Here is a 17,862-nt window from a genome sequence, read left to right as displayed (position 1 = left end):
CGACCTGACGGGCGTTCCCTGTCTCCGTCGCCGCCGATGCCCCGCGACGGGAGATCGAGTCGATGTTGCTTCCACGTTCGTGTACTGGTCAGTGCCAGTCGATGACGAACGTGGATCCCTGAGATCGGGAGACTACCGAGCAGCACGCGAGCGCGGCTATCGACGAACGGCGGAGATTCCAGAAACGAGAGCGCGGTATGTGGTCAGTCGGGACGTTCGTTGGCGAACGCGAGCCCGGCGATGAACACCGTGAACAGGATGAAGAGGCCGGCGACCTGGTAGGCGCCCTGGAGCAGGATGAAACCGATGAGCGCGAACCAGGCGACGGCGAATAGCACTGCCAGTACCTCGTACGTGATCTGAATAAATCTCGACGCCTTGGCACCTGATAGTCGCTGTAACATTGCCCGAACGGACGCTGCCATCCATTATAAAACTTGCTTCGAAAACGACGCGGCGAAGGATTCGTTCGCGGTCAGACCGCGAACGACTGGGTGAGATGCCGGCGGGCGATCATGTACAGGACCGTCGGCGGGGTGCCAACGATGAGCGCCTGTGCCATGACCAGTCCCCAGTAGCGGCTCTCGCCGCCGACCGTCTGCAGGTACAGCGTCACGACGGCCGGACGCGGACCCGTCCCGGTGGTCAGCATGTTCGAGAACAGGAAGTCGTTCCAGCCGACCAGGAAGGCCAGGAAGCCCGTCGCCATGACGGCCGGGAGCGACAGGGGCAGGATGACCTTGTAGAAGGCCTGCCACTGGCTACAGCCGAATACCTGGGCCGCCTCCTCTAAGTTCGCCGGGAGGCCCTCGAAGAAATCCCGAAGGATCCAGATGGCGAAGGGCGTCACGAACACCTGGTAGGCGAGGATGACCCCGGGGATCGTGTTGAAGAGCCCGAGGCCGTACCACGTGTCGGTCAGCGGGATGATCAGCAGGATGTAGGGGAACAGCAGGGCCACCATGATGACCCGGAAGCCCCATTCCTTGCCAGGGAACTCCTGCCGACCGAACACGTACGCGCCGGGGATACAGATGAGCAGCGCGAGCGCCGTCGTCCCCGTCGCGATGAGCGCCGAGTTGATCAGGTTGTCCTGGAAGCCGGTGAACGCGGTTACCCACGCGTCCAACGTCGGTTCCTGCGGGATGATGTGTGGGCCCGCACCGAAGAACTCCGGCGGTGACCAGAACGAGACCACCACGACGGAGATCAGGGGCACGAGCACCATCACTGTGAAGAACATGATCGTGGTGTACTTCAGCAGTGCGAACAGGGCGTCCCCCCGGTCCTGATACCAGAGCGGCCCGCTGGCGGTGGCGCTACTCATGCCGTCGAACCCTCCTTGCGTGCCTTCTCGAACTCACGGATGAACAGCGCGACGAATCCGATGGTCACCGCCAGGAGGAACATCCCGACGGCAAAGCCCATCCCGAACTGGCCATCGCTGTACGCGAAGCGGTACAGGAGCACACCGAGCACCGACGTCTCGTACCCGGGACCACCCTGGGTCAGCTGGAACGCCTGTGAGACCTTCGCGAGGTTCCAGACGAGGCGGATGCTCAGCGCGACCAGGATGGCCGACTTGAGCTGTGGCAGGGTGATCCGCAGGAACGTCTGGACGCGGTTGGAGCCGTATACCTGGGCCGTCTCGTAGTACTCGTCCGGGATGGACTCCCGGGAGGCGAGGATGATGAGGAACATGAACGGCCAGAACGTCCACATGAGGACGCCCGAGACGACGCTGAGTGCGGGCAGTCCACTCGAGGACCAGTAGATGGGCTCGCTGATGACTCCCCACTCCATGAGGTACCCGAATATGGGTCCGTAGTTCGGGTCGAGTAGATAGAGCCAGATGGTCCCCGTCACGACTGGTGGCATCGTGTACGGGATGATGAGACCGGTGCTCACGATGGCCTTGAACTTGTCGAGGTTCGCGACGAGGGAGGCAGCCGCGACGGCCAACACGAGCTGGAAGAACGTCGCGATGCCGAACCCGAGCGTCGCCTGGAGCGACGTGTAGAACGGGTCCCAGTTGAGCAGGTAGATGTAGTTCTCCAGCCCGACCCACGTGGGGTTGGCACCACCGGACGACCACTCGTGGAAGCTCATCCACACGCCGCGGAAGAACGGGATCCACAGCAGGAAGACGAGGTAGAGAAGCGTCGGCAGGAACAGCAGGTACGAGAACCAGTGTTCCCGGATGGCACCGACGAACCGGTCCACCCGTGACACCTGCGTGGTCTCTTGCCGTTGTGCGGTCACGTTACTCATGGATAGACACCTTGGGACGGTGTTTTATCATAGTTATTCATCTTGATGTGGGTCCTAATAATATTGGCGATAGTGGGAACGAAGTGGTAGTAACCGGTGCAGTCGGTCCTGCTTACGAGATCGGCCAGCTGCCGACCTCACCGAGCTCGTCGCTCGCAGACTGGATGTCCGCGCTGGACTCCTCCCGGGCCTGTGCCATCGCGTCTTCCGGCGACATCTCCTGGTTGATCGCACTCTGGATGTACGGTGCGATGGTCCGGAAGATGATCGCGTTGCTGAAGCGGTGGTAGGGCCACGTGGTCTCGGCGTTCTCCAGCATCGTGGTGTTCGTCTCGCTGAAGCCTGTCGCTTCGTCGTGCGTGGCCTCCGTATCGCCCCAGAGGTCCTGCCGGATGGGCATCCAGCCGACCATGTCCGGGTACCCGACCTGGAAGTCCGACGAACCCAGCTTGTTCAGGAGCGCCTTGCCGACGGCGAGCTTGCGCTCCCAGCGCTGGCTGTCTGCGTTGCTCGGTTTCTTGTTCAGCCCGCTGTCGTGGAACCCGACGTGGCCGGGGGCACCACTTTCTCCGCCCGGGTACGGGACGATTTGCAGGTCGCCGTTCTCCATGAGGTCCGGGGCGCGACGGAGGAAGGTCGGGTAGTTCAGCGTCTCGATGGTCCCCATCGCGACGTCGCCCGCGTACATCATGTTGGCGACCTCCTCGTCGGACGTCGACGCCGTGGCCGGGCCGGAGACCTCGTACTCGTGGACGATGTCCTGATACCGCTGGGTCCACGCCGTCCACTCGTCGGCGGGGTACGGCTCCGTGCCGTCTTCGCTGATGTAGCGGCTGCCCGACCCGAGCTGGGCGGACATCCAGGGTGCCATGTTGTCGTTGTAGTCGGGCCAGGTGCCGTGTCCGTGGAACCCGTACCGGGCGCCGGAGTTGTTCTGGACCTCCACGGCCATCTCCATCATCTGCTCGTAGTCGTCGACCGCGCTGCCGGTGTCCGGGATGTCGTCCAGGCTGTACCCGGCCTCTTCGAGCAGGTCCGTTCGGACCGTCAGCGGGTTGCGGACGCCGGTCGCGTGCGGGAAGTTGATGATGTTGCTCTCGCCGGGGATGTCCCAGAACCGGTACGCGTCCTGCTTGAGACTCATCGCCCAGTCCATCCCGTCGATGAGGGCGTCGTCGATGTCGGACTTGTAGTCGTCGAAGGGCATCAGGTGGCCCGTCCTGATGATACGCCCGAAGTAGAAGTCCTCGCAGTTGAACGCGACCGGGTAGTTCTCGTTCTGCCAGGCCTGGACCCACTTCTGGCCGCTCATCTGGCTGTAGCCGGACTTGTTCAGCTGGACGCGGGCGCCGGTATCGCTCTGGAAGTCCTGGATGAACTGGCTCACCCGCTCGGACGCCGTCTGTGACTGGACGTTCATCACGTCCCAGTAGTCGATGCTGACCCCGGAGAGGTCGTCACCCTGGTCACCGTTCGTGGAGCCGCCGTCACCGTCGCCGCCGTCACCGCCGTCGCCGCCGTCGCTGCCGCCGTCGCCGCCACTGCCGCCGTCGCCGCCACTGCCGCCGTCGCCGCCACTGCCACCGTCGCCACCACAGCCGGCGAGTAGCGTCCCGAGGCCGACCGTTGTCGCTTTCATGAACTTTCGCCGTCCACCGAACGACGAGCGTGACAGCCCACTGGTCGAGCTCTTGTCCCGACCACTGGTCGAATTCGCATCGCGGTTGTTATCAGATGACATACAAGGTGTACAACCAAGTACTGATAGTTATATCTTTTCCCGTTACAGTGATATATTGGGCCGAAGGTGCCGTCCTCAGGGGCCAAGGGCCGAAATATTAACTCGGATTCGGATTCTGTCTGCCGTGTCCCACCGATCTGGCTCGCTCGGGAGGGGGTCGATCGGGTAGATTTGGGACGCGTTCACTGGCGATGGCCCGTTCCCGACGCTCGGGGCGCTCACTGGACACCGGGTGGCAATCAGGGTGATGCTCGACGGACGGGGGTCGTCACCGCCTGGTTCACGTGTGACTCTCCGCCTCGAACGCCTCGAGGACGTCGTCGCCGACCAGCTCTTCGATCACGTCGGCGTCGTATCCCAGCTCGGTGAGCACGTCCCGCGTGTGCTCGCCGACGCGTGGCGGCGGGCGCTCGACGCTCGCGGGCGTCTCGGACATGTCCACGGGGAACCCCGTCGTCTGGAACGACCCCACGTCCGGGTCCTCGATCTCGATAATCATGTCGTTGTGCCGGACCTGCGGGTCGTCGATCATCGCCGCCATGTCGTTGACCGGTGCCGCCCAGATGTCCGCCTCGAGGAGCTGGTCGAGCAAAGCGTCCGTCTCGCGCTCGCGCGTGACGCGCTCGATGATGCCGTGTATCTCGTCGCGTCGCTCGTAAGCCGCCTCGGGCGAGTCGTCCGTTTCGAGCCCCTCGACCGCGAGCGCGTCCGCGAAGTCGTCGAGGTCGCCGAGCGAGATGGCCACGTGTCCGTCGGCGGTCTCGTAGACGCCGTAGGGCGCGTCGAACTGGACGTGCGAGAGGCTCGATTCGGGCCGCTCGAACTCCCGGTCTAAGTTCGTCGTGGCGGCCACCTCCTGGCACATCCCCGCGATCATCGAGTTCAGCAGGCTGGCCTCTATCTTCTGGCCCTGCCCCGTCTGTTCCCGGTGGTAGAGCGCGATCACGACGTGCAGCGCGATAAAGAGGGCCGACAGCTGGTCGGCGACGAACGTCCCGGCGGCCGTCGGCGGGTCGTCTCGCCGCCCGGTCGCGTCCATGAGGCCGCTCATGGCCTGTATCAACAGGTCCTGGCCGGGCCGGGTCTCGTACGGCCCGGACGACCCGTATCCCGACCCGGACGCGTAGACGACGTCGGGATTGTACTCGCAGACGTCCTCGTAGCCAAAGCCCAGTTTCTCCATGACGCCCGGCCGGAAGTTCTCGACCACGACGTCGGCGTCGGCGACGATGTCACGGGCGACCGCTTTCCCCCGGTCGTCCTTGAGGTCGACCGCCACGCTCCGCTTGTTCCGGTTCATCGCGAGGTAGTAGGGGCTCTTTCCCTCGTACATCTCGCCGGCGACCCGCAGGTGGCGCTCGTACTCGCCGCCCAGCGGCTCGATCTTGATCACGTCTGCGCCCATGTCCGCAAGCGCCATGGTCCCCCACGGCCCCTGCATCATCTGGCTGAAATCGGCGATAGTGATTCCCTCGAGTGCGTCGGACATACGACTCGGGTTCTCTCGAGTGACGTATAAATCCTCCTGCGGGCGTGACCCGGCGCCTACGCCACGGTGAGCCCGACACGTTCCATCGCCCGTCGGATCGCTGGCACCTCGTCGTCGTCGACCGGCTGTGCCGGCGGCCGCGGTGCTGCGTTCGGGAACGCCCCCTGCAACTCGAGGACCTTCTTCAACCGGGCGTTCGAGTCGGCGCGTGGCTCGCCAAACGCCATCCGGATGAACGGGTCCGCTCGTTCGTAGGCGTCCCGGGCGGCCTCGAGGTCGCCCGCCTGGACGGCCTCGAAGAGGTCCACGATCAGCTCCGGGATGACCGCCGCCAGGATCAACAGCGTGCCGTCGGCCCGGAGCGCGTACGAGGCAAGCAGGTGCTCGTCGTTGGCCACGAGCAACTGGATGTCGGCCTCGGCGTTCCCCAGCGCGTAGACGTCGTCCTGGAACCGATCCATGTCCCAGCAGGCGTTTTTCACCGCGACGACCTCATCCAGCCCCGCGAGCTCGACCAGCAGGTCCGAGTCGTACGTGCCGCCGGCCCACACTGGATGCTGGAAGAGGACGAGCGGCACGTCGAGCGCCTGCCCGACCGTCTCGACGTACTCGATCGCCGCGTCGGCGCGGTGGTTTATCGACGTGTGTGGCGGGAACAGCAGGAACGCGTCCGCACCGGCGGCCCGCAGTCGGCGGCCCTGTTCGACGGCCTCGCGGGTCGACCCGGCGACGAGTCCGGAGACGACCGGCGTCCCCGACCCGACGTTGGCGTCGACGACCTCGACGAGGCGGACGCGCTCGTCGTGCGAGAGCGCGAACACCTCCGCGCCGTGGCCGTTGGTCACCATCGCGTTCAGGCCGTCGACCCGGTCTAACGCGGCGACGTGCGCGCCGAGCGACTCCTCGTGGATCTCGCCGCGGTCGTCGAACGGTACCAGGTGGGCGGGATGGACACCCGTCAAGTCGAGTGACATAGTAACATCCGTCGCTCGACAGACACTTCAGCGTTCGTGTTTCAGAAGTGAGGGGAACACGCGGGGGGAGGCTGTCACCCCGTCTCCCCGGTCCCGCCGCCTCTCTCCGGTCGCCCGGGTCACACCTCGCTCCCGAAGCGGAGCTGCCAGAAGATGACGGTCCCGCTCAGGAGGAGACAGCCGATGAGACCGATGAACGCGACCGTGTAGTTCAGTTCTCCCGCGACGTAGCCGATGTAGGCCGGCCCGAGACTCCCGAACCCGACGTACATCATCCGACTCCCGCCGAAGTCACCGCCCATGCTCCCGTCGGGGAACACCTGCGAGATCATCGTCAGCGTGGTCGGCCAGAAGCCGGCGATTCCGGCCCCGAACAGGGCGGTACTGGCGACGGCGGCCAGCAACGACTCCGTGACCAGCAGCGAGACGAGGCCGGTCGCGCCGACGAGCGCCATCAGCACCGAGATACGGAGGTAGCCGTACCGGTCGCCCAGTCGCCCGCTCACCGGCCGCGCGGTCGCCCCGACGACGAAGAGACCGGTGAAGATGACGCTGGCGACCGTCGGCGAGAACCCCTTCTCCACCTGGAGATAGGTCGGGAGGAAACTGGCCATCCCCTGCCAGGTGAACGCGACCAGCCCGGCAGCCACCAGGATACGTCGCGTGCTCTGTTTGCCGAGGATCCGGGTACCCGTCTCGCGGATGTTCAGGTTCACGCGCTCGACCACGTACTCCTCCCGGTTCCAGACGTGCATCAGCAACATGACCACGAGCACGGCTGCGAGAATCGGGAGGAAGGCGCCCCGCCAGATCCAGACGGTCAGGACGACGACCGCGATAGCGGGTGCCACCGCCCCTCCGAGGTCCATCGACGCCGAGAGCACGCCGAACGCCGCGCCACGCCGTTCGACGTACAGGTCCGTCGTCTGGACGTACGCCGCGACGGGATAGATCCCCGCGCTCGCACCGATCGTCGCGGTAGCCAGCAAGAAAAGCGGGTAACTCGTCGCGGTCGAGAGCAGCGAGAGGCCGACGACGGCGACGAGGAGTCCGGTCAGGAGGACCGTCTTCCGCGAGAGTTCGTCCGCGCTCCGGCCGCTGAAGTACTGGAGGGTCGCCGTGAGCGCCCACATCAGCGACAGTGCGATGCCGGCAGCGAAGGGCGTGATCGACAGGTCCTCGATTATCGACGGGAGCAGCGGCGAGATGACGAGGCGGCCCGCCATGATGGACATCGTCCCGACGGACATCACGACCAGCATCCGTCCGGAGTACCCCATCAGGAGTTTCTCTTCGTCGGCTGTCCGGGTACTCACGTCTGTCACGGTATGACCGGTATCCTCTACACAGGCCCTTAGCCGTTCCGGCGTCCAGCGGTGCGGACACCACCGACACCGGCGCCGACGGCCGGACGTCCGGACCGGCTAGTCCATCTGGCAGGCGGCCTTGAGGAACCAGCCCTGTCCGTAGGAGGTGACGGTGAGGGGCGCATCGGGGCCGCCCGGCGGGCCGGCGACCCGTCGCACGGCACCGTCGTCGTCGACGACGCCGGTACAGACCGCCATCGCCCGGTCCGCGGCCTCGAGGTACGCCTCGTCTTCGAGCAGCCCCATCTCGTATCCCTTGTGGAAGGCGTAGGCGAACATGGTGGTCCCGGATGTCTCGAGCGGCGTCTGGTCGTCGTCGAGGACGTTGTGCCAGTAGCCGCTGGCGTCCTGCAGGGGACGGATGGCCGCGGCCAGTCGCCGGAAGATATCGACCAGCTCCTCGCGGTCGTCGTGGTCGTCCGGGAGGTGCTCCAGCGTATCGAGGATGCCCGCCGCGGCCCAGCCGTTCCCGCGCGACCAGAAGGCGCTCTCCGGGAACGTGTCGGGCTGTTCGCGCCACTCGTGTCGGAACAGGTCGGTGTGGGAATCCTGCAGGTGCTTTGCCTGGACGGCGATCTGGTGAGCCGCCTCGTCGAACGCCGCCTCGTCACCGGTCACCGCACCGTAAGCGGCGAGAAACGGGCAGATCTCGTAGATCGTGTCGACCCAGAGCTCCAGGGCCCCCTTGTGCTGTGGGATGCCGCCATCGGCGGTGCGTGGCGCGTCGCGGAGGAACTCGTACTGGCGGGTCGCGGAGTCGAGGTAGTCCTCGTCGCCGGTTCGGCGGTAGAACTCCAGGACCGAGACCCCGATGACGCTGGGGTCGACGAGGCCCTTGAAGTCCTCGAGGTCGGTCCAGCCCTGGTGGGGCTTGACGTCGAGCGACCCGTAGGAGTACTGGCCCGCGCTCGTCTGTGTCTCGATCGAACGGTCCACCAGCGACCGTGCCGCGTCGACGAACCGCTGGTCCCCCGTCGCGAGGAGTCCGAGGATGGCGATGCCCTTCTCCCACTCCTCGCTCTCCATGTCTCTCGCGACGGTGTGTGCTGCCACTCGCTCGATGAGGTCCGAAGGCACGTCGGTCATGCGTACCCTCTGCTTCTGCGTGACGTGACTAAAGCGTGCCGAGGGTCACAGTTCCCTCTAGCGGTGCGGCGGTCCGGGACCAGGGGACGCCGCCGCTCCATGTCGGGCGACGCGTGAATCGGGCGGCGGTGAGCTACTCGGAGATGCCGTAGGTGTAGGGGCTCCAGTCGCGTGCCGGGAAGTCGTAGACGGGCTCGTCCTCGTCGGCGTCGTCCAGGCGTTCGAGGTCGCCGTCGTCCATCTCCCAGTCGAACAGTTCGAAGTTCGACCGGACGTGGTCGGGCGTCGAGGACTTCGGTAACACGACGATGTCCCGCTCGAGCTCCCATTTCAGGACGATCTGGGGGGCGGACTTGTCGTACTTCTCGGCGAGGTCCTGTACGACGGGGTGGTCGAAGACTTCGGTCCGGCCCAGCGGGGCGGCGGCCTCGATCACGGTGTCGGTCTCGCGGCAGTAGTCGACCAGATCCGGCCGCTGGAACAGCGGGTGGAACTCGATCTGGTTGACCGCGACCGGCACGTCCGAGACGTGCTGGGCACAGCTCAGCTGGTAGGCCGAGAAGTTCGAGACGCCGACGTTGCGGACCCAGCCGCGGTCGTGCAGCGTCGCCATCGCCGACATGGTCTCGCGCAGCGAGATGGCCGGGTTGGGCCAGTGGATGAGATACAGGTCGAGGTAGTCCGTACCGAGCCTGTCCAGCGAGGCCTCACAGGCCTCGATGACCGACTCGTACCCGAGGTGCTTGGGCAGGATTTTCGAGGTGAGGAAGACGTCCTCGCGGTCGTAATCCGAGAGGACTTCGCCGATCTCCGCCTCGTTCTTGTATCCCTCTGCCGTGTCGACGTGCCCGTATCCGGCATCCAGCCCGGCGCGGACGGATCCCTTGACGGTGTCGCCGCCGATGTCCCAGGTCCCCACGCCGACCATGGGGAGTTCGTCGCCGCTCGGTAGTGTGACGGTTGGTGGCTGTGTCATGTGGTACACCCGGTCTACCGAGCGGTTCGTGTTAACAGTTTTCCCTGGGGAGGCGGCGTCCATCGCTCGACTGGCCGACGTGGCTCCCACCGGTCAGTCATCAGTACATGCGAGTTACGCTCGTCTCCGGACGGCGTCAGTTGTATCGGTGGTTCCAGGGGTCCGGGTTCGTGCCCAGCGCCTCCTTCAGTTCGGCCGTCGCCTCGTCCAAGTCGGCGAGGATGTCGTCGGAGAGGTCGACGTCGACGGCGGCCGCGTTGTCCCTGACGTGTTCGGGGCTGCTCGCGCCGGCGATGGCACAGGCGACGCCGTCCTGGTGGAGCGGCCAGGCCAGCGCGACCTGCACGATGTCGCGGTCGTACTCGTCGCAGATGTCCTCGACCCGGCGGACGGTGTCGAACACCAGGTCCTCGACGCCCGACTCGCCGTGTCTCGCCTCGGGGCGGTCGCTCGAGAAGTGCCGCGTCCGCATCCGCCCCTCCGGGTACTCGTCGATGGTGGAGTACTTCCCGGTGAGCAGCCCCATCCCGAGCGGGCTGTAGGCGACGATGTCCACGCCGGCGTCCCGGCAGGCGTCGGCGACCTCGTACTCGATCGCTCGCCACAGCAGGTTGAGGGGGAGCTGGTTCGCCACCACGTCGAGTTCGGAGACGGTCGTCTCGAGGTCGTTGACGCCCGTGTTGGAGACGGCCGGGTAGCGGATCTTCCCCTCGTCTTGCAGTTCGCGGAACGCGCGCGCCGTCTCCTCGAACGGCGTCTCCGGGTCCTGGTAGTGGACGTAGAACACGTCGACGTAGTCGGTCCCGAGGCGGTCGAGGCTCGCCTCGCAGGACGCCTTCACGTCCTCGTATGAGAGGTGGTTCTGGTAGACCTTCGTCGCGACGACGACGTCGTCCCTGTCGAGCGATTCGAGGGCCTCGCCCAGGACCTCCTCGGAGTAGCCGTCGCCGTAGACCTCCGCCGTGTCGAGGAAGGTGATGCCCTCGTCGACGGCCGTGTGGATGGTCTCGATCGCCTGGTCGCGGTCCGTCCGGTCCCAGTCCGACCCGCCGCTGATGTTCCAGAGTCCGAGCGCGATGCGACTCACTTCGAGGTCGCTCTGGCCGAGAGTTACGTACTCCATACGACATCCGACTTGGCACGGTTCATTAAAACTATCGCGTGTATCGCGGTTCGGTCGACCGCCGCTTGCCAGCGACCGCGAACGGCGCGGGCAGCGAGCGGGGGAGACGTGGCTGTGAGACGTGCGAGAGGGAGCACAGGCCTGTCCCGGCCCGATCTGCCCGTCCGGTTGCGAGACACGCAGGCGCATCCTCGACGGGCGGCGTCCGGGAGTCGGGGCGCGTCAGGACCGGCGCCTGCTGTCCGGTGCGAGGGCGTCGTCGTACACCCGCACGAACAGGGCTTCCAGTTCGTCGTGGGTCGGTTTCCGCGGGTTGTTGTCCGGCGATCCCGAGTCGAAGGCGTCCTGGGTCATCTCCGGTACCAGGCCGAGATATTCTTCCCGGGACGGCACCTCGCCGAAGTCGTCGAGGTAGCCCGTCAGCGAGATGTCCTCGCACAGTGCCTCGACGCCGTCGGCGGCCTTCCGCGCGGCGACCCGGTCGGGTTCGTCCTCGTCGGCGGCGTCGAGGATCCGTGCCACCTCGGCGTACTTCGCGGGTTTCGTCATCTGTGAGAACTCGACGACGTACGGGAGGATGAGCCCGTTCGCGAGGCCGTGCGGGATGTGCAGTTGCGCGCCGAGCGGGCGGGCCATCCCGTGGACCAGGGCGACCGAGGAGTTCCCGAACGCCTTGCCGGCCTTGAACTGGCCGATCATCATCTCGGTGCGCGCCGCTATGTCCTCGCCGTTCGCCCACGCCGGGACGAGCGAGTTCGTGATCCGACGCATCGCGTCGCGGGCGAACTCGTCGGTGACGCTGTAGGACTTGACCGACCCGAACGCCTCGATGGCGTGGGTCAGCGCGTCGATCCCCGTGAATGCGGTGTGACTCTTCGGGAGCGAGACGGTGAGTTCCGGGTCCTCGATGGCCACGTCGGGGACGATGTTCTGTGACACGATGATGAACTTCGTCGACGTGGACTCGTCGGTCAGCACGGCCGTCCGGGTGGTCTCGCTGCCCGTCCCCGCGGTCGTGTTGACGGCGATGAGCGGCGGGATGGGTTCGGGAACGCCCTCGTAGCCCGCCTCGTCGACACCGTACTGTCGGATGCCGCCGTCGTTCGTCGCGAGGATGCCGACCGACTTGCCCGTGTCGATGGACGACCCGCCGCCGAGGGTGACGATGACGTCACAGGACTCCTCCTCCCACACCTCGTAGGCTTCCCTGACGTTCTCGACCGTCGGGTCCGGGCGAACCCCGGTGAACGTGGCGGTTTCGACGCCCGCGTCCTCGAGAATCTCGACCACCCGCTCCCCGTGGATGTCGAAGATGACTTCGCTGGCGACGACCAGTGCTTTCGTGCCGTAGAGGTCCGCGTACGCTCCGGTTTCCTCGACCGCGCCGACGCCGAGGACCGTCTTCCCGGGCGAGACGACGACGCGAGTGCCATCGGCTGGACTCGAGTGTGACATACGAAGACACAACGCAGAGGAGCGCTTAGTACTTGCGGACACCGCGGTGTGGCGACCGTTCAGGCGTCGGGCCAGCGCTCGATGTAGATCGTCTTGTCGGTATAAAAGTGGATCATGTCCTCGCCCTGCGCGTGCAGGTCGCCGAAGAACGAGTCTTTCCGACCGCCGAAGTGGAAGAACGCCATCGGCGCCGCCGTCCCGACGTTGACACCGAGGTTGCCGGCCGTGGATTCGTGGCGGAAGCGGCGCGCCTCGCCCCCGTCGTTGGTGAACAGGCTGGCGGCGTTGCCAAAGGGACTCTGGTTGTGGGTCGCGATGGCCTCGTCGAAGTCGGACACCCGGACGAGCGCGAGGACCGGCCCGAAGATCTCCTCCCGGGCGATCGTCATGTCCGACGTCACGTCGCCGAAGACGGTCGGTTCGAGGAACGTCTCCTGACGCCCGTCGCCGTCGGTCTCCCGCCCGTCGAGCAGGAGCGTCGCGCCCTCCTCGACGCCGGTCTGGATGTAGTTGACGACGCGTTGCTTGGCCGCCGGTGAGACGAGCGGGCCCATGTCGGTGTCGTCGTCCAGGCCGTTCCCCACGCGCATTGCGTCCGCGCGCTCGACGACGAGGTCCGCGAACTCGTCGTAGACGGCGTCCTCGACGACCGCGACCGGGTTCGCCAGGCACCGCTGGCCGGCGTTCGCGAAGGACGAGCCCACGGTCTTCTCGGCCGCGAACTCGAGGTCGGCGTTCTCCGTGACGATGATGTGGTTCTTCGCGCCGCCCTGGGCCTGCACGCGCTTCCCGTTCGCGGCGGCCGTCTCGTAGACGTACTCGGCGACCGGGGTGCTGCCGACGAACGAGACGCCGGCGACGTCCGGGTGCTCGAGCAACGCGTTGACGGTGTCTTCCCCGCCGTTGACCAGGTTCACGACGCCGTCCGGGAACCCCGCCTCGTCGACGAGTTCGAACATGCGCTGTGCAGTCAGTGGGTCGCGCTCGCTTGGCTTTAGCACGAACGAGTTGCCGGTCGCGACGGCGTAGGGCATGAACCACAGGGGGATCATCGCCGGGAAGTTGAACGGCGTGACGGCCGTGAACACGCCCAGCGGCTTGCGGACGGCGCTCTCGTCGATGTCGGGCGCCGCGTTGAGCAGGGTCCCGGACTGCATCATCGAGGGGATGCCACAGGCGACCTCGACGTTCTCGATGCCCCGGCGTATCTCTCCGAGCGCCTCCGAGCGGGTCTTCCCGTGTTCGCTCACCAGCAGGTCGGCGAGCTCGTCCTGGTTCTCCTCGAGCAGCTGTTTGAATCGAAAGAGCGGCTGGATCCGGTCCTCGACGGGGCGCTCGCTCCACGTCTCGAACGCGTCCAGTGCTGTCCCGACGACGTCGTCGACGGTCGCCGCGTCGCTGAACGCGACCGTCGCCAGCGTCTCGCCCGTCGCGGGGTTCGTGACGGTCTGGTCCTCGTCGCCATCGACCTCACGCCACTCGCCGTCGGCGTAATTACGCACCGTACCGTGGCCCGGCAGTTGTACCTGATCGACCATACCAAAAGTCCAGCTTCGAGCGATAAATATGTACGTGGTTGGACAAGGGTGGTGGGCCGGACGGGCCGGTCCACCGCCGGGCTCTGCGACCGGGACGCGTCACTCCGGCGCCTGAACCAGGTTCTCGAGTTGCTCGGCAGTCGCGCCGGCGTCGAGTCGCTCCACGTTGCCCGCGACGATGTCGGCGAGGCGTGCCCAGTGTTTGGGGCTGTGGCCGGCGTTGTGGGGGGTGATGGTGACGTTCTCGAAGGACCAGAGCGGGTGGTCGGCGGGAAGCGGTTCGGGATCGGTGACGTCGAGGCCGGCCCCGGCGATCGAGTTCGAACGGATCGCCGAGACGAGCGCGTCGGTGTCGACGATGGGGCCGCGGCCGACGTTGACCAGGTACGCGTGGGGCGGCAGCGTCTTGAACGCCTCCGCGTCGACGAGCCCTCTCGTCGTCTCGGTCAGTGGCGAGGCGATCAGCAGGTGGTCGGTCTCGGCCAGCGCGGCGTGGAACGCCTCGTCGTCGAAGCCGATGACCTCGTCGGTCGGCCCGCCCTTCTCGGGGGTGTAGCGGACGCCGATGGTGTCCACGCCGAACGCCTGGACGCGCTCGGCGATGGCCTCGCCGATCGCACCGAGACCGACGATCGTGACCGTGCTCCCCATCAGCTCGTCCGACTGGAAGTGGCGCCACTCCCGCCGTTCCTGGCGGTGGCGCCCGACGTCGAGATTGCGGGTGTGCTGGAGGACGTAGCCCATGACCTGTTCGGCGATGTTGGGGGCGTGGATGCCCGAGGCGTTGGTCACGGCGACCCCGTTCGCCGCCAGCGCGTCGAGCGGGAGATGCTCGTAGCCGGCCGCGACGCCCGCGAACAGCTCGAGGTTCTCCGCGCGGTCGAGCAACTCGGTGTCGAACTCGACGGACGTGATCACTCGTGCCTCCGGGACCAGGTCGCGTTCCTCTTTCGGCGTCCGAGCGACCTCCACAGTCGCGTCGGGCAGTCGCTCGCGGAGGTCCGCCGCGTAGTCGCTCACTGGCAGTCCGTGGGTCTCCTGACGGAGCACGAGGACGTCGATTGCGCTCATGCGTAAGTCGTCCAACAGAAGCCGGGACTATATCGGTTCCCCTTTCGGTAACGTCTAACGAGGCCAGCCGGCGAGACGCGTCAGGTGGCCGTTCGACGGCGCTCTCCACCCATACCCCAAGTATAAGCCGATGGCTACGGTGGTGTCGTCTATGGATATCGGCGTTTGCCTGTTCAATGGGCTACAGCACCCGGACGACGACCGCCCGCTGACGGCGGTCTACGACGACATGATCGACCTCGTCACGACGGCGGACGAGGTCGGCCTCGAGAGCGCGTGGGTCTCGGCCCACCACTTCACGCCGGAGGGGTACATGTCGAGTCTCCTCCCGACACTCGGGGCGTTCGCCGGGGCGACCGAGAACATCTCGCTCGGAACGTCGATGCTACTCGCGCCGCTGCACGACTCTGTGCGCGTCGCCGAGGACGCCGCGACGCTGAGCCTCCTCTCGGACGGTCGGGTGACGCTCGGAGTGACCAACGGCTACCGGGACGAGGAGTTCGAGCAGTTCGGGGTCGACAAGCGCGACCGGGCCCTCAAGACCGAGGAGGCGATCCGCGTCGCCCGGAATGCCTGGAGCGACGGCCCGCTCGGGTTCGACCCCCGCTTCCACTCGGTCACTGCTGACGCTACCGTGACCCCAAAGCCCGTCGATCCGCCCAGAATCACGCTCGGCGGGACCGCGAAACCGGCCGTCCGGCGTGCGGCGATGCTCGGCGACGGGTGGACGGCGCCCGAGACCCTCCCGTTCGAGGAGATCACGAAGCGCGTCCGCTACCAGCGACGGCTCCGCGAGGCCGAGAAACTCGACCGCGAGTTCACCACGTACGTCCAGCGGTACTGTTTCGTCGACGACTCCGCCGAGGCGGCCTGGGAACGGTTCCGCGAGCCACTCTTCTACATGCAGCGCAAGTACGACGAGTACTCCGCGGACGAACCGATCGAGGAGCTCTCGGCCGAACGGAAACGACACATGGAGGAGCAGGCGATCGTGGGGACGCCGTCCGAGGTCGCCCGGGAGGTCGGTCGCTTCCAGGAGGAACTGGGTGACGACGTGCACGTGCTGTTGCGCCCCTACGTGCCGGGGCTGGAAGCCGACGAGGTCCGTACGTGCATCGAGCGGCTTGGCGACGAGGTCGTGCCGGCGGTCCAGTAACGACCGGCGTGCCGGAGCAGGCCGACGACACCCCGACGGGTTCGCGTGCCGATCCGGCGGTACGCGACCGACGGGTCAGTCCCGCCGTCCCCACGCCTCGAACAGCTCTCGGCGCCCACCGGGACCGACGTGGTACCAACACCAATCTTGATTACAGCACGCCCGGAGTCAGAGGGTATGGAACCAGTCCCGTTCGACGACGCCGAGACCTACGAGCCGGATGCCGGGTGGCGCCGCGTGGCGATGGCCGGGAGCGAGTCGTTCTCCTTCGAGTGGTTCGAGAAGCCACCCGGGCACTCCTCGCCGATGCACGACCACGAGAACGAGCAGGTCTGTCTCTGCCTCGCCGGCGAGCTCACGGTGGTCACCGACGACGACGCCGTGACGCTCGAAGCGTACGACTCGGTGTGGCTCGAGGCGAACGAGCGCCACCGCGTCGAGAACACCGGCCAGACCCGCGCGGTCGGCATCGACGCCTTCGCGCCGGGGCGTTCGTTCGACTTCTGGCTCGACCGGGAGGCGGAGTGATGCGCTACCTCGCACGCACCACCGACGGCACCCCCATGCTCGGCGACGACCGGGGGTACGTTCCGCTCGAGGCGGCCGTTCCCGGTGCCGAGTCGATCCGGGACGTCCTCCCGACGGCACCGGACACGCTCCCCGACCCGGGGACGGCGCCCGCCCGGCGCGTTCCGGCGGCGCACCTGACCGTCGGGGCGCCACTGGCCGACCCGGGGAAGCTGTTCGGAATCGGTCTCAACTACGCCGACCACGCCGCCGACCTCGACGAGGACGCCCCGTCGGAGCCCGCGAGTTTCTTCAAGCCGGCGACGGCCGCGACGGGTCCCGGCGGACCGATACGTCTCCCGCCGGCCGACATCTCCGACCGCGTGACCGCGGAGGCCGAACTGGCGGTCGTCATCGGCCGGACCTGTCGGGACGTCGACGAATCGGCGGCCGACGAGGTGATCGCCGGGTATCTCCCGGTCATCGACGTGACCGCCGAGGACGTGCTCCGCCGGAATCCGCGCTTTCTCACCAGGGCGAAAAGCTTCGATACCTTCCTCGTCCTCGGCCCGCACATCGCGGTTCCGGACCCGGGGACGGACCTCTCGGACGTCGAGGTCCGGACCGTCGTGAACGACGAACCCCGCGCCCGAAACGTCGTCGCGAACATGCACGTCCCGCCGCGCGAACTGGTCGCCTTCCACTCGCGCGTGATGACGCTCGAACCCGGTGACGTCATCAGCACCGGGACGCCCGGCGCACACGTCGTCCGTCCCGGCGATCACGTCCGTGCCGAGGTGGACCGGTTCGGGTCGGTGGACGCGTCGGTCGTTCGCTGACGGGAGAGCGGGGCCCTCCGGCCGGCTTCTCTCACCCGCTGACGGATACTGTGGACTTACTGTAACCAACTCGCGTGCGGCACGCAATTCCCTGGGACTGAGAACGGCCACCCCGTGTGATGACCCGGGCGGGATCCCCCTCTGCAGTCCCGGAACGAGGGCGAGACGCGTGACGCCCCGCGGCGCGACGCGCTACGATACCGATTTGACAGCACGGTGCGCTCTGGCGGGACGGACCGAACGAGTCCGTCCCTCGTCGCACCGCACGC

General features: G+C 66.7%; 16 protein-coding genes. 3 read left to right on the top strand and 13 right to left on the bottom strand.

Annotation, left to right across the window (positions count from 1 at the left end; translation table 11 throughout):
* Positions 1-203 precede the first annotated feature (203 nt).
* From P1K88_RS01010 to P1K88_RS00950, 13 genes are all read right to left on the bottom strand, one after another.
* Complete coding sequence (locus P1K88_RS01010) at positions 204-338, bottom strand: hypothetical protein (RefSeq protein WP_276411850.1); 135 nt, start codon at positions 336-338, stop codon at positions 204-206.
* 137 nt (positions 339-475) lie between these two features.
* The gene (locus tag P1K88_RS01005) at positions 476-1,327 is read right to left on the bottom strand and encodes a carbohydrate ABC transporter permease (protein ID WP_276411848.1); all 852 of its coding nucleotides are present in this window, start codon (positions 1,325-1,327) and stop codon (positions 476-478) included.
* On the bottom strand, positions 1,324-2,271 hold the full coding sequence (locus tag P1K88_RS01000; protein ID WP_276411846.1) for a carbohydrate ABC transporter permease: 948 nt from the start codon (positions 2,269-2,271) through the stop codon (positions 1,324-1,326). The genes P1K88_RS01005 and P1K88_RS01000 overlap by 4 nt, the downstream gene beginning before the upstream one ends.
* Positions 2,272-2,383: 112 nt before the next feature.
* Positions 2,384-3,910, bottom strand: coding sequence for an extracellular solute-binding protein (locus tag P1K88_RS00995; RefSeq protein WP_276411845.1), 1,527 nt, complete (start codon positions 3,908-3,910; stop codon positions 2,384-2,386).
* 382 nt (positions 3,911-4,292) lie between these two features.
* Entirely contained in the window at positions 4,293-5,501 is a 1,209-nt protein-coding gene (locus tag P1K88_RS00990; RefSeq protein ID WP_276411844.1) for a CaiB/BaiF CoA transferase family protein, read from the bottom strand.
* Positions 5,502-5,557: 56 nt separating this feature from the next.
* Positions 5,558-6,475, bottom strand: a complete 918-nt coding sequence (locus tag P1K88_RS00985) for a dihydrodipicolinate synthase family protein (protein WP_276411843.1) — start codon at positions 6,473-6,475, stop codon at positions 5,558-5,560.
* Between the two features lie 119 nt (positions 6,476-6,594).
* Entirely contained in the window at positions 6,595-7,791 is a 1,197-nt protein-coding gene (locus P1K88_RS00980) for an MFS transporter (RefSeq protein ID WP_276411841.1), read from the bottom strand.
* A gap of 108 nt (positions 7,792-7,899) precedes the next feature.
* Positions 7,900-8,928: a glycoside hydrolase family 88/105 protein gene (locus P1K88_RS00975; protein WP_276411840.1), complete on the bottom strand. Its 1,029-nt coding sequence runs from the start codon at positions 8,926-8,928 to the stop codon at positions 7,900-7,902.
* Positions 8,929-9,061: 133 nt separating this feature from the next.
* Positions 9,062-9,904 carry an aldo/keto reductase gene (locus P1K88_RS00970; RefSeq protein ID WP_276411838.1) on the bottom strand — a complete coding sequence of 281 codons (843 nt, stop codon included), beginning with the start codon at positions 9,902-9,904 and terminating at the stop codon, positions 9,062-9,064.
* Between the two features lie 136 nt (positions 9,905-10,040).
* Complete coding sequence (locus P1K88_RS00965; RefSeq protein WP_276411836.1) at positions 10,041-11,027, bottom strand: aldo/keto reductase; 987 nt, start codon at positions 11,025-11,027, stop codon at positions 10,041-10,043.
* A gap of 222 nt (positions 11,028-11,249) precedes the next feature.
* Complete coding sequence (locus tag P1K88_RS00960) at positions 11,250-12,482, bottom strand: iron-containing alcohol dehydrogenase (RefSeq protein ID WP_276411835.1); 1,233 nt, start codon at positions 12,480-12,482, stop codon at positions 11,250-11,252.
* A 59-nt stretch (positions 12,483-12,541) separates the two neighbouring features.
* The gene (locus P1K88_RS00955; protein WP_276411834.1) at positions 12,542-14,020 is read right to left on the bottom strand and encodes a CoA-acylating methylmalonate-semialdehyde dehydrogenase; all 1,479 of its coding nucleotides are present in this window, start codon (positions 14,018-14,020) and stop codon (positions 12,542-12,544) included.
* 99 nt (positions 14,021-14,119) lie between these two features.
* The gene (locus tag P1K88_RS00950; protein ID WP_276411831.1) at positions 14,120-15,091 is read right to left on the bottom strand and encodes a D-2-hydroxyacid dehydrogenase; all 972 of its coding nucleotides are present in this window, start codon (positions 15,089-15,091) and stop codon (positions 14,120-14,122) included.
* Positions 15,092-15,242: 151 nt separating this feature from the next.
* Here P1K88_RS00950 and P1K88_RS00945 point away from each other — a divergent pair, with 151 nt between their 5' ends.
* From P1K88_RS00945 to P1K88_RS00935, 3 genes are all read left to right on the top strand, one after another.
* Positions 15,243-16,247: an LLM class flavin-dependent oxidoreductase gene (locus P1K88_RS00945; protein WP_276411830.1), complete on the top strand. Its 1,005-nt coding sequence runs from the start codon at positions 15,243-15,245 to the stop codon at positions 16,245-16,247.
* A gap of 177 nt (positions 16,248-16,424) precedes the next feature.
* Positions 16,425-16,775 carry a cupin domain-containing protein gene (locus P1K88_RS00940; RefSeq protein ID WP_276411829.1) on the top strand — a complete coding sequence of 117 codons (351 nt, stop codon included), beginning with the start codon at positions 16,425-16,427 and terminating at the stop codon, positions 16,773-16,775.
* Entirely contained in the window at positions 16,775-17,593 is an 819-nt protein-coding gene (locus P1K88_RS00935) for a fumarylacetoacetate hydrolase family protein (protein WP_276411828.1), read from the top strand. The genes P1K88_RS00940 and P1K88_RS00935 overlap by 1 nt, the downstream gene beginning before the upstream one ends.
* Positions 17,594-17,862: the final 269 nt, after the last annotated feature.

Source organism: Haloarcula halobia, from assembly GCF_029338255.1.
Lineage (GTDB): Archaea > Halobacteriota > Halobacteria > Halobacteriales > Haloarculaceae > Haloarcula > Haloarcula halobia.
This window is presented reverse-complemented; position numbering and strand designations above follow the sequence as displayed.